The 11,561-nt window shown below is 68.8% G+C and carries 11 protein-coding genes and 1 tRNA gene; 8 read left to right on the forward strand and 4 right to left on the reverse strand.

The window, feature by feature from the left end:
* Window positions 1–59: 59 nt before the first annotated feature.
* The 5 genes from EEJ31_RS10240 to EEJ31_RS10260 are packed head-to-tail and all read left to right on the forward strand — an operon-like array spanning window position 60 to window position 5,765.
* Window positions 60–2,048: a tripartite tricarboxylate transporter permease gene (locus EEJ31_RS10240; RefSeq protein WP_123046209.1), complete on the forward strand. Its 1,989-nt coding sequence runs from the start codon at window positions 60–62 to the stop codon at window positions 2,046–2,048.
* 13 nt (window positions 2,049–2,061) lie between these two features.
* Window positions 2,062–3,618, forward strand: coding sequence for an FAD-dependent tricarballylate dehydrogenase TcuA (tcuA, locus tag EEJ31_RS10245; protein ID WP_123046210.1), 1,557 nt, complete (start codon window positions 2,062–2,064; stop codon window positions 3,616–3,618).
* Window positions 3,615–4,628, forward strand: a complete 1,014-nt coding sequence (locus EEJ31_RS10250) for an NAD(P)-dependent oxidoreductase (RefSeq protein WP_123046211.1) — start codon at window positions 3,615–3,617, stop codon at window positions 4,626–4,628. The genes tcuA (EEJ31_RS10245) and EEJ31_RS10250 overlap by 4 nt, the downstream gene beginning before the upstream one ends.
* 20 nt (window positions 4,629–4,648) lie before the next feature.
* Window positions 4,649–5,230 carry an AbrB family transcriptional regulator gene (locus tag EEJ31_RS10255; RefSeq protein ID WP_158603940.1) on the forward strand — a complete coding sequence of 194 codons (582 nt, stop codon included), beginning with the start codon at window positions 4,649–4,651 and terminating at the stop codon, window positions 5,228–5,230.
* 13 nt (window positions 5,231–5,243) lie between these two features.
* The gene (locus EEJ31_RS10260; RefSeq protein WP_123046213.1) at window positions 5,244–5,765 is read left to right on the forward strand and encodes an AbrB family transcriptional regulator; all 522 of its coding nucleotides are present in this window, start codon (window positions 5,244–5,246) and stop codon (window positions 5,763–5,765) included.
* A 110-nt stretch (window positions 5,766–5,875) separates the two neighbouring features.
* Here the strand turns inward: EEJ31_RS10260 and EEJ31_RS10265 are convergent, their stop codons facing one another.
* Entirely contained in the window at window positions 5,876–6,994 is a 1,119-nt protein-coding gene (locus EEJ31_RS10265) for an isocitrate/isopropylmalate dehydrogenase family protein (RefSeq protein ID WP_123046214.1), read from the reverse strand.
* Window positions 6,995–7,074: 80 nt separating this feature from the next.
* Here EEJ31_RS10265 and tcuA (EEJ31_RS10270) point away from each other — a divergent pair, with 80 nt between their 5' ends.
* Window positions 7,075–8,568 (forward strand): FAD-dependent tricarballylate dehydrogenase TcuA, encoded by a 1,494-nt coding sequence (gene tcuA / locus EEJ31_RS10270; protein WP_123046215.1) that lies wholly within the window; start codon window positions 7,075–7,077, stop codon window positions 8,566–8,568.
* A 125-nt stretch (window positions 8,569–8,693) separates the two neighbouring features.
* A complete protein-coding gene (locus EEJ31_RS10275; RefSeq protein WP_233563844.1) occupies window positions 8,694–9,365 on the forward strand; it encodes a GntR family transcriptional regulator in 672 nt (223 codons plus the stop codon).
* On the opposite strand, the gene hisN is transcribed toward EEJ31_RS10275, so the two are convergent.
* The gene (hisN, locus tag EEJ31_RS10280; protein WP_123046217.1) at window positions 9,362–10,183 is read right to left on the reverse strand and encodes a histidinol-phosphatase; all 822 of its coding nucleotides are present in this window, start codon (window positions 10,181–10,183) and stop codon (window positions 9,362–9,364) included. The genes EEJ31_RS10275 and hisN overlap by 4 nt on opposite strands.
* A 113-nt stretch (window positions 10,184–10,296) precedes the next feature.
* Here hisN and EEJ31_RS10285 point away from each other — a divergent pair.
* Window positions 10,297–10,372 (forward strand) — tRNA-Lys (locus tag EEJ31_RS10285).
* Window positions 10,373–10,426: 54 nt separating this feature from the next.
* Here the strand turns inward: EEJ31_RS10285 and EEJ31_RS10290 are convergent.
* Both EEJ31_RS10290 and EEJ31_RS10295 read right to left on the reverse strand, forming a co-directional pair.
* Window positions 10,427–10,711 carry a Fe-S cluster assembly protein HesB gene (locus EEJ31_RS10290; RefSeq protein WP_123046218.1) on the reverse strand — a complete coding sequence of 95 codons (285 nt, stop codon included), beginning with the start codon at window positions 10,709–10,711 and terminating at the stop codon, window positions 10,427–10,429.
* Window positions 10,712–11,093: 382 nt separating this feature from the next.
* The gene (locus tag EEJ31_RS10295) at window positions 11,094–11,561 is read right to left on the reverse strand and encodes an SRPBCC family protein (protein ID WP_123046219.1); all 468 of its coding nucleotides are present in this window, start codon (window positions 11,559–11,561) and stop codon (window positions 11,094–11,096) included.

Here is an 11,561-nt window from a genome sequence, read left to right on the forward strand (position 1 = left end):
CCCGGCACGGCCCCCTTCATTCGCGAACCCGCCCAAGAAGCCACAAGGACAACCAGTCAATGGATGCAGCCCTTTCCGCACTCGGATCGTTCCTCGATCCGACCATGTTCATCTATCTCGGCATCGGGGTGATCGCCGGTCTCATCGTTGGCGTCATACCGGGTCTCGGCGGGACTGCGGCCGTTGCCATCCTCCTGCCGTTCATCTTCGTGCTCGACCCGCACCCGGCCATGGCGCTCATCATCGGCGCCGTCGCGGTGGTGCACCACTCGGATGCGATCGCATCCATCCTGATGGGCATACCCGGCTCGTCGTCGGCGGCAGTGTTGCTGCTCGACGGGCATGAGATGGCCAAACAGGGCAAGGGGGCCAAGGCTCTCTCCCTCGCATTCATGTCGTCGATGGCCGGCGGACTGATCGGCGCCATCGGCCTCACCGTCTCCATCCCGCTCGCCCGGCCTCTCGTGCTGCTGTTCGGTTCACCCGAGATCTTCATGCTCACCGTGCTCGGCATCTCGCTGACCGCCCTGCTGTCCAAGGGGAACCTCCTCAAGGGCCTCATCGCCGGCGCGTTCGGCGTTCTCCTCGGCCAGGTCGGCGCGGCGCCGGCCTCCCCGGACTACCGGTTCAACTTCGGCCAGCTGTGGCTCTCCAACGGCATCGACCTCGTCGCTGTCGCGCTCGCGATCTTCGGGCTGGCCGAGGTCATCCACCTCGTCGCCGCCAAGACGGCCGTCGCGAACGTCACGACGCTCGGCACCGGCTGGCTCGACGGCGTCAAGGAGTTCTTCCCCAACTTCATCCACGTTCTCCGGGGTGCGCTCATCGGCATGTGGGCCGGCGTCCTCCCCGGCGTCGGCGCCACCGCGGGCACCTGGATGGCGTACGGGCAGGCCCAGGCCACGGCCAAGGGCGAGAGCAAGAAGAAGTTCGGCAAGGGCGACCCGCGCGGCGTCATCGCCCCCGAGTCCGCCGCCAACTCCGTCGAGGCCGGTGACCTGATCCCGACGCTCCTGTTCGGCATCCCCGGTGGCGCCCCGTCGGCACTGCTCCTCGGCGCGCTTCTGATCTTCGGCATCGAGCCGGGGCCGCGAATCATCACCGACCACCTCGACACGATCTACGTCATCATCTGGTCGTTCGCGATCGCGAGCATCGTCGGCTCGCTGTTGTGCTTCGTGATCGCCAAGCCGCTCTCCAAGCTGTCGTTCGTGCGGTTCCCCCTCCTGGCAGCGGGCCTCATCCCGATCCTCTTCATGGCCGGCTTCCAGGGATCGCTGCAGCTGCAGATCCTCCCGCTCATGCTCGTCATCGGCGTCGTCGGCTGGCTGATGAAGGTCTTCGACTTCCCGCGCGCCCCGTTCCTGATCGGCTTCGTGCTCAGCATCCCGCTCGAGCGCTACTACTACCTCACCGACAACCTCTACAGCTTCTCCGAGTGGGCACTCCGCCCCGGGGTGCTGATCATGGCCGCGATCCTCGTGCTGCCGCTCGTGCTTGCGGGCATCCGCATGATCCGCGCGCGGCGACGCCCCCAGCCGGTTGTCGACGAGATCCCCGAGGACGACGACGAGGCAACGAGCGAGCTCGGCCCGCGTAAGTGGTCGATCTTCGTGTCGGGCGGGTTCTTCGTGATCTTCGTCTTCGCCTTCATTCTCGCCCAGCAGTTCGCCCTGGCGGCCCGCCTGCTACCCAATGTCATCACGATCATCGGGGCGCTGCTGTCCCTCGCCTCGTTCATCATCGAATGGCGCAAGTTCAGGAAGGAGGGGCCAGCGTCGGAGGAGTCAACCCACAAGTGGCGGCACCTGCTTCGGATCACCGGCATGTCCACGCTGTGGCTGCTGACCTTCGTCGTGCTCACCTTCGTCTTCGGACTCATCATCGCAACGGCGATCTACATCCCGCTGTTCCTGTGGATCGTCGCCAAGCCCAAGCGCTGGTGGACGCTCATGACCTACCCGCTCGTCATCATCGCCGCGCTGCTGCTCGCACAGCAGTTCGCCGGCCTCACCATGCCGGTCGGCTACATCAACTTCGGAATCTAGAAGAGAGAAGAACATGAACGACTCAAGCGCGGGGCAGTCCCGCACGGTCAACGACGACTATGACGTCGTGGTGGTGGGGGCGGGGAACGCCGCCCTGGTCTCGGCGCTGGCGGCCAAGGACGCCGGCGCGAAGGTGCTGGTGCTCGAAGCCGCACCCGAGGCGGAGCGCGGCGGCAACAGCCGCTTCACCGGCGGCATCTTCCGCATCGCGCACGAGGGCATGGACTCGCTGCTGCCGCTGATCACTGAAGAATCCGCCGAGTGGAAGGACCGGGTCGTCGTCAAGCCGTACCCGGTCGAGGTGTACCGCGCCGAATACGACCACGTCTGCCGTGGCCGCAACGACGACGGCCTCACCCGCCACACCATCGAGGACTCCTACGCAACCGTCAAGTGGATGGTGGACCACGGCATCCGCTTCGAACTGACCGTCGGCAAGCTCATCGACCCGGAGAAGATCAGCGGCGACGAGCGCTACGAGTTGCCGCCGGGCGGCGCGCTCCGCGCCCGGGACGAGGGCGTCGGCCTCATCGAGGACCTCTTCGAGGCCGTGGAGAAGGCCGGCATCGACGTCTGGTACGACTCGCCGGTGTGCGAGCTGATCATGGAGGGCTCCACCTGCCGCGGCGTCGTCATCCAGAACATCGACGGCTTCACCGAGGTGCACGCCGTGCCGGTGCTCGCCGCGGGCGGTTTCGAGGCGAATCCGGAGATGCGCAACCGCTGGCTCGGCCCCGGCTGGGACCTCGTCAAGGTGCGCGGCACCAAGTACAACATGGGTGCCGTTCTCAACGCGGCGATGGACGCAGGCGCGAAGCCGGTCGGGCACTGGGGCGGCTGCCACGCCGTGCCGCTCGACGCCAACGCGCCCGACGTCGGCGACCTGCGCCTGACCGACAAGATGAGCCGCTACAGCTACCCCTTCGCGCTGCTGATCAACTCCGACGCCGAGCGCTTCGTCGACGAGGGCGAGAACCACGTCTGGCTCACGTACGCAAAGACCGGCCGGGCCGTGCTGGCCCAGCCCGGTGCCTGGGCGTTCCAGCTGTTCGACCAGAAGGTCGCGCACCTGCTCGAGCCGCGCTACTCCACCGGCACCCCGATCGTCGCCGACACGCTGCCGGAGCTCGCCGAGAAGCTCGGCGTGGGCGCCGACGCGCTCGTGCAGACGGTGGACACCTACAACGCGGCGTGCTCGGGCGGGGACTTCAACCCCTTCGAGACCGACGGGCTGAGCGCCACCCCCGACGGCCAGCCGGTCAAGTCGAACTGGGCGCAGCCGATCGACCAGGGCCCGTTCATCGCCTACACCGTGACCTGCGGCATCACCTTCACGTTCGGGGGCCTCAAAATCGACAACCAGGCGCGGGTCAAGGACAACGCCGAACGCGTCATGCCCGGGCTCTACGCCACGGGCGAGCTCACCGGCGGGTTCTTCTACCACAACTACCCGGCCGGTGCCGGGCTCGTGCGCGGTGCCGTCTTCGGCCGCCTCGCCGGGGCCGGAGCCGCGGCAGAAGCACTGGGAACCGGAACCGCAGCGAGCCTGGAAGAGATGGTGAACGTATGAGCCGACTGCAGGTGGTCGTCCTCGACGACCGGGAGGGGCTCATCGGGCGCTCTCCCGGCATGACCCGGATGCGGAAACTCGCCGATGTGCGCGTGCTCACCGGATCGCTGGACCAGCTTACCGACGACCAGCTCTCCACGGTGCAGGTGCTCATGCCGATGCGGGAGCGCACCAAGCTCGATGCTGCCACGCTGGCACGGATGCCGTCGTTGGAGCTGGTGCTGCAGACGGGCGGGCACGCCTATCACCTCGACGCCGACTACACGGCCGAGCACGGCATCCCGGTGGCGCTCGGGCGTCGCGCCTACGGGCCGAAGGCGGCCATCCCGGAGCTCACCTTCGCCCTCGCGATCGATGCCCTGCGGATGATCCCGCAGGCCGACCAGTCGATGCGTGGCGGGGAGTGGAAGCCGTTCCTCGGTCGCACCCTGAGCGGTCGCACCCTCGGCATCCTCGGTTACGGGCGGCACGGAGTCAACGTGGCGCGCATCGCCAAGGCGTTCGGGATGAAGGTGCTGGCCTGGCAGCGCACGCCGGGGCAGGAGGGAACCGCGGACGTGCAACGCGTCGGACTCGACGAGCTGCTGGCAGAGAGCGACGTGCTGAGCATCCACTTGAAGCTCACCGACGAATCGCGCGGCCTGCTCGATGCGGAGAAGCTCGCCCGGATGAAGCCGGGATCGGTGCTCGTGAACACCGCCCGCGGCGCCATCGTTGACGAGGAGGCGCTGATCGAGGCGCTGAAGTCCGGGCCGATGTCGGCGGCGGCGCTCGACGTGTTCGCCCACGAGCCCCTTGCCGAGGACTCACCGCTGCGCTCCCTGCCGAACGTGGTGCTGACCCCGCACATCGGCTGGACCGTCGAGGAGGTGCTGACCGAGTTCGCCGACATCGCCGCCGACCAGCTGGGAGCGTACCTCGACGGACGGCTGGATCGCAAGGAGCTGCAGGACGGGGGCGTGACGCTCGCGGCCGCCGCTCACGGGGGCCTGACCGACGACGGGGCCTGAGGCGGCGTGGACGTGAGCCGGTGAGGAGGCGCACGGGATCGCCGCGCGACCGCCGGCACGCAGCGCTGAACGCGCTCGTGCTGTTGGCCGGCGGCTTCGCGGGTGCCGCCCTGCTCTCCGTGCTGCACGTTCCGGCCGGCGCACTGATCGGGTCGGTGCTCGGGAGCATGGCGGCGAACAAGATCGCCCAGGCCGTGGTGCGCCGCCGTGCCCGGGCGGCCACGAGACTCCCGTCCGTCTCCCGCGCCCTGCCTGCGCCGGTGCGCGTGGTCGGCCAGGTCATCCTCGGCGTGCTCGCGGGGGAGCGGCTGAACACCGAGACGCTCACCACCCTGCTGCATTCCCTTCTGCCCGTGGTGCTGAGCGTCGTGCTCATGCTCCTGCTGACGATGGCGCTGGCACGCTACCTCGTCGTGCGCCGGAACGTCGACCCGCTCACCGCCGTCATGTCCGCGGCTCCGGGCGGCATCAGCGTGCTCGCCATCACCGCCCAGCGCCAGGGGGCCGTCATGCACGTCGTGCTGGCCATTCACCTGTTCCGGGTGCTGGTCGTGGTGCTGCTCGTGCTCCCGCTGGTGCTGCAGTGGCTGAGGGCGCACTGAGGGGGAAGCGACGGTGACCGTGGAGTTGTTGGTGCTGCTGGCCAGCGGTGCGGCAGGGGCCGTTCTCGGCGGCCTGCTGCGACTGCCGATGTGGCCGATCACGGGCGCGCTGCTCGGCTCGGCGGTGGCGAACGTGCTGCTCGCGACGACCGTGAGCATGCCCGCAGGGCTGAGCTTCTTCGCGCAGGTGCTCGTCGGCACCGCCGTGGGTGCATCGGTGCTGCCCGGCTTCGTGAAGCAGTTGCGCACGCTGATCCTGCCCGCCGTGGCGGTCACGGCCATCCTGGTGGCCGCGGGGCTGAGTGCGGCGGTGCTGATGAGCGCCTGGGGCCTGGTCGGGCCGCGAGAGTCCCTGCTCGGGATGATCCCGGGTGGGGTCGGGGAGATGGTGGCGGCATCCGCTGCCCTGGGCGCCGACAGTGCGCTCGTCGCCGGCATGCACGTGATCCGGCTGCTGATCACCCTGTGGACCCTGCCGCTGCTGGTGCGCTGGGCGATGTCGTGGCGGCGCGGGCCGCGCGAGGCTGAACAGTGACACGTGAGGGGTCGCGTATCGACCTCAAGCCGGCGTGGGAAGGTCGATACCCGACCCCTCAGAGTTCCGAAGGTGGCCTCGGGCCCGATCGCTCAGCCGAGCCCGATCGCTCAGCCGAGCGCGCCGATGACCGCCTGCGTCACCGACTCCGTGCCGCCCTCTGGGCCGCCGCTCGGCAGGATCGACACCCTGCCCGTCGCGAAGGCGCTCTCAACCGCCGCTTCGATGCGCGCCGCCGTCGCCTCCTGCCCGCAGTGCCGGAGCAGCAGCGCGCCGCTCAGGATCTGCGACACCGGGTTTGCGAGGTTCTTGCCGGCGATCATGGGTGCACTGCCATGGATCGGCTCGAAGTACGCGGCCTCGGCGCCGATGTTGCCCGACGGGCACATGCCGAGCCCGCCCACGGTGCCGGCCCCAAGGTCGCTCAGGATGTCGCCCAGGAAGTTCTCCATGACGAGCACGTCGAAGCGCTCGGGTTCGACGACGAGGGCGTGCGCCGCGGCGTCGGCGTAGAGGTGGTCGGCCTCGATGTCGGGGTACCGGGCGGCGACCTCATCGAACACGTCCCGGAACAGGGCGAAGCTGCGCAGCACGTTGCTCTTGTCGACGCAGGTCACCCGGCGCACGCCGTCGCGCGGGGCGCCGCGTCGCTGCCGCGCCTGCTCGAACGCGAAGCGCACGACCCGCTCGGTGCCGGCGCGTGTGATCAGCATCTGGTCGGATGCCGCGTGGTGGTTCCTGACGCCGGCGCCACGGGAGAGGTAGAGGCCCTCCGTGTTCTCGCGCACGATCACGTAGTCGATGGAACCGGGCTCGGAGCGCATGACGGTGCGCACGCCCGGCAGGAGGCGGATCGGGCGCACATTCGCGAAGGTGTCGAGCCCGATGCGGAGCAGCCCGCCGAGCAGTCCGCCCTCGGTGCCGTCGGGTTTCCGCACCTCGGGGAGACCCACCGGCCCCTTGAGCACGCCATCGGCCGCGCGGAGCCGGTCGAGTGCCCCGGGCAGCAGGGCGTCGCCGGTCTCCGCGTACACCGCGGCGCCGGCGGGCTCCTCGCGCAGCACCAGCTCGACGCCGTCGCGAGCGGATGCCTCGGTCATCACCGCGAGGGCGCTTTCGACCAGCTCGGGGCCGATCCCGTCGCCGGGGATCACGCTCACCTGCACGGTGGATCGGGCGGGGGTGCCGGGGTGCCCGGCGGAGCCGGCGTCGGTGGCTGGGATGCTCATTCGTGTCACTTCCTTGTCGACCATTGAGGCTGTCTCCATCAGTGTATACAGTTGAACACAGACATTTCGAGGAGGTACGGATGCCAACATCCCCCAGTTCCAGTGAGACAACCGAGCGCGTCGACGTCATCGTCGTCGGCGGCGGTAATGCCGGTTTCTCGGCCGCACATGCTGCTCGCCAGCGTGGCCGGTCGGTCGTCGTGCTCGAAAAGGGCGCGAAAGACATGTCCGGCGGCAACAGCTACTACACCGCCGGCGCCACGCGCTTCAACCACAACGGTCTCGACGACATCCGTGACTTCATCGAGCCCGACGAGCGCATTGCGGTCACCGAGGTTCCGCCGTACTCCCCGGAGGAGTATGCGGCCGACCTGGCAAAGGTGACCGGTGGCAAGAACGACCCCGACCTGACCGAGGTCATCGTGCGGGAGAGCCAGGACACCGTCCGCTGGCTGAACTCCCTGGGCCTCAAGTACCGGCTGATGTACGAGCGGCAGGCCTACGAACGCGCCGATGGCACCTACCTGTTCTGGGGTGGCCTGCACGTCGGAAACGTGGGCGGGGGCGAAGGCCTCATGGCCGACCACACCCGCGTCGCCGGTGAACTCGGCGTCGAGGTGCGGTACGGCGTCAACGTGACCGGGCTCGTCACCGACGGCGACACCGTCACCGGGGTGACCTACACCACCGCCGACGGCGCCGCCGGGCAGTTGAACGCCGACTCCGTCGTGCTCGCCGCGGGCGGATTCGAGACGAACCCGGAACTCCGCGAGGAGTACCTCGGCCAGGGCTGGGCCAACGCGAAGGTGCGCGGAACGCCGTACAACGACGGCTCCATGCTGGCCGCCGCCCTCGAGCTCGGCGCCCAGCGCGGCGGCGACTGGAGCACCTGCCACAGCGTGCAGTGGGACGCCTTCACGCCTCAGAACGAGAGCAACCGTGAGCTCACCAACCGCCTCACCCGGGGCGGCTACCCGCTCGGGATCATCGTGAACAAGGCCGGCAAGCGCTTCTGCGACGAGGGCTCCGACTTCCGCAACTACACCTACGCGAAACTCGGCAGGGAGATCCTCAAGCAGGAGGGATCCGTCGCGTGGCAGGTGTTCGACGCCACGAAGCGGCCGATGCTGCGCAGCGAGGAATATGACATGCCGGGCATCTCGGTCGAGACGGCTGACACCATCGAGGAACTCGCCGGGAAGATCGGGGTGGACAAAGAGGCCCTCGCCGCCACGATCCGCGAGTTCAATGCGTCCATCGACCTCAGCATCCCCTGGGATCCCACCATCAAGGACGGCCGGGTGGCGCACGTCGAACCGCCCAAGAGCAACTGGGCCGATCCCCTCGAGCAGGGACCGTTCTACGCCTTCGCCGTCACCTGCGGCATCACGTTCACCTTCGGGGGACTGAAGGCCGACACGTACGGCCGGGTGCTGAACGCGGCCGGTGAGCCGATCCCCGGCCTCCTGGTGTGCGGCGAGATGCTCGGCGGCCTGTTCAGCGAGAACTACCCCGGCGGCAGCGGCCTCGCCGCGGGAATGGTGTTCGGCCGTCGCGCCGGTAGCATCGCCTGAGTGGCCGGGAGGCGGAATCGCCCGCCTCCCAGCACGCGAGTGAGCACTTTCTGCGGTTATGGATGCGCTATTCCCGCAGAAACTGCTCACTCGCGCCGGTCGCGAACGACGATGAGGACAGTGCTGTGAGTGGAGAGAACGCAAGCCCGGAGCGGGTGGACGGCGAGACGATCTTCGCCGTGCTCCGCCGCGAGATCCTGACGGGCGTGCACCCGCCCGGTGCGGCGTTCCGCGAGGTGAGCCTGTCGGAGCGGTTCGGCGTGTCACGCACCCCGGTGCGGGAGGCGCTGGGCCGGCTCCAGCACGAGCGCCTCCTGGAGCGTGCCACCCGCGGACTGCAGGTGCCGCACCTCGACCCGCAGGAGGTCATCCAGATCTACGATCTCCGCATCATGCTCGAGGAAGAGGCGGCGGGGCAGGCGGCGCAGAACCGCCGCTCTGCCGATCTCATGCGGCTGGAGGCGCTCATGGAGCGGGACCGGGCGCTCGTGGACCCCGACAACCAGGCGCAGATCAGCACGAACCTGGAGTTCCACGCCGCCTTCTGGGCGGCCGCCCACAACCGGGTGTTGGAAGACCTTCTCGGCAGGCTTTCCACGCACTCCGTCCACGCCCCGCACTCGACCTTGTCGGTCGGTCACCGGTGGGACGACGCCCTCGACGAGCACGGGGCGCTCGTGGACGCCATCCGGAATCGCGACGTGCAGGCCGCGCGGGACATCGCGCGCAGGCACATGGAAACCGCGCGCACGCTTCGCCTGCAATTGCTGCGTGACGCGGCGGTATCCGCTGTCTAGTCGCTGAGGCCGTCGCCGGGCAGGAGTCGCAGCGCGGCGAGCGTCTCCTCGTGCAGCAGGCCGTTGGTCGCCAGCGCGCTGCCGTGCCACGGGCCGGCGGCGCCGTCGACCGATGTGAACAGTCCGCCCGCCTCCTCGACGATGGGCACCAGCGCGGCCATGTCGTAGGGCTTGAGGTCGAACTCGCCCACAATATCGACGAGACCCTCGGCCAGCAGCATGTACGGCCACATGTCGCCGTAGGCGCGGTCGCGCCACACCCGCCGGCTGAGGTCGATCACCTGGTCGAGGTAGCCGGCGTCGTCCCATTGGCGGATGCTCTGGAAACTGAGCGAGGCATCCGCCAGGTCGGCGACACCCGAGACGGCGATCCGGCGGGGCTCGCCGCCGGACTCCTGCAGCCACGCTCCGCCGCCCGTTCGTGCCCACCAGCGCTTGCCGAGGGCGGGTGCGCTCACGACGCCGGCGACGGGGACGCCGTCGAGGGCGAGGGCGATGAGCGTTCCCCAGACGGGCACGCCGCGAAGGAAGTTCGCCGTACCGTCGATGGGGTCGATGATCCACTGGCGGCGGGCGTCACCGGTGGTCCCGAACTCCTCGCCGTAGAAGGCGTCGTCGGGGCGGTGCTCGGCCACAAGAGCCTTGATCGCCTGCTCGACCGCCCGGTCGGCGTCGGTCACGGGGCTGCGGTCCGGCTTCGTCGCCACCTCCAGGTCGAGCGCCCGGAAGCGGTGTGCCGAGATCGCATCGGCGGCATCGGCGAGCCGCAAAGCGAGGTCGAGGTCGTCGTCAAGGGAGAATTCAGGGGAGTGGGCCACGGTCCAAGGATACTGAGTGGCCCTGGCGTAAAGGCAGATGCCTCGATTGGCATGAGAGCCGCCGGTGATGTTAGTCTTGGTCGTCGGTTCGGGTCGGAAGATCTGAAACCTTCGCACCTCTAGCTCAATTGGCAGAGCAACTGACTCTTAATCAGTGGGTTCCGGGTTCAAGTCCCGGGGGGTGCACCAAAGCCCCGGCAGATCTCGCCATCTGCCGGGGCTTTTTCATGCCTTGCGCGAAGGCTAGGCAGGATCGCCGATGGCGAAGCTCACGGCGCCCTCGGTGTCGACCTGGGCGTCGAGGACTTTGTCCGCGAGCGTGGCCGCGGCGTGCTCTTCGAGGAACACGCGGGCGCCGGCCTGCTCGACGACCTCGTCCTTGGGCTCGGGCGCTGCCACGAGCGCCAGGGCGAAGTCCATGCTGTCGGACTCCGTGGCGCTGATGCGCAGCCCGCCGGCGTCCGAGTCCGCCGCCTGACTGGCGATGGTCTTGACGATCGTGCGTGCATCTTCCGTGAGGGTGAGCATGAGTGCTCCTTCCGGTTGCTGGTCGAAGTCCCCCACCTTTCCGCACTCCGCGGGCACGTTCAAGGCGCGACTGCGGATTGTGTGCGGGTTCACACGTAATCGTGGCTCGCTGGCGCTCGATACCGACGAGTTCCTCGCGGTTCGCGATGCGCGGGCTGAACGCCAGTACGCGGGCTGAATTCAGCCCGCGTACTGGCGTTCGACCCGCGTGGCCGCGCCTGCCCCGAACTGGGGTCGTGGCACCAGGGATACCGCCGGTAACCTAGTGATCGGGCTGCCGTATATCTCTATTCGGGTTAGAGATGGACGGGAGACCCCAATACAAGTCAGGCCCCCGACCGCGTCCTCGTGACCGGCCGGGGGCCTTTCTCGTGCGAGCGGGTCAGGCCTTCCCCTCGGCCGACTTCCGCTCCGCCTTCGCCTTGCCCTCGGCGAGGTAGGCCAGCCGGTGCAGCGTCTCGACGTTGCGGGCGTGCACCATGCTCTCGCGCACGGCGCCGGGAACGAACCGGGCGGGGCCGGCGACCGTGTCCTCGATCATCCGCACCCTGCACCCGTTCTCCGTCTCGCGCACGTCGATGGTGACGTGCGCCTCGCCGACCGGCCACGCCCGCGCCTTCAACAGCGCGTGCCGGGGCGGATCCCACTCCAGCATCGACGTGGCGTCATTCAGCAGCACCGGCCAGACACCGAAGGAATGGTGCAACGCACTCGACGGAGCTGGCCACGCCTCGTCGACCCCGCGCATCCGTGATGCACCCACCACCCAGCCCGGGTAGAGCCATCCGTTGCCGAGCACCTCGAACACATGGCGCGGCTCGCACTCCATGGTGCGGTAATTGGTCGCCAT

Origin of the sequence: Cryobacterium tepidiphilum (assembly GCF_003716325.1) — a bacterium.
Classification (GTDB): Bacteria; Actinomycetota; Actinomycetes; order Actinomycetales; family Microbacteriaceae; genus Cryobacterium; species Cryobacterium tepidiphilum.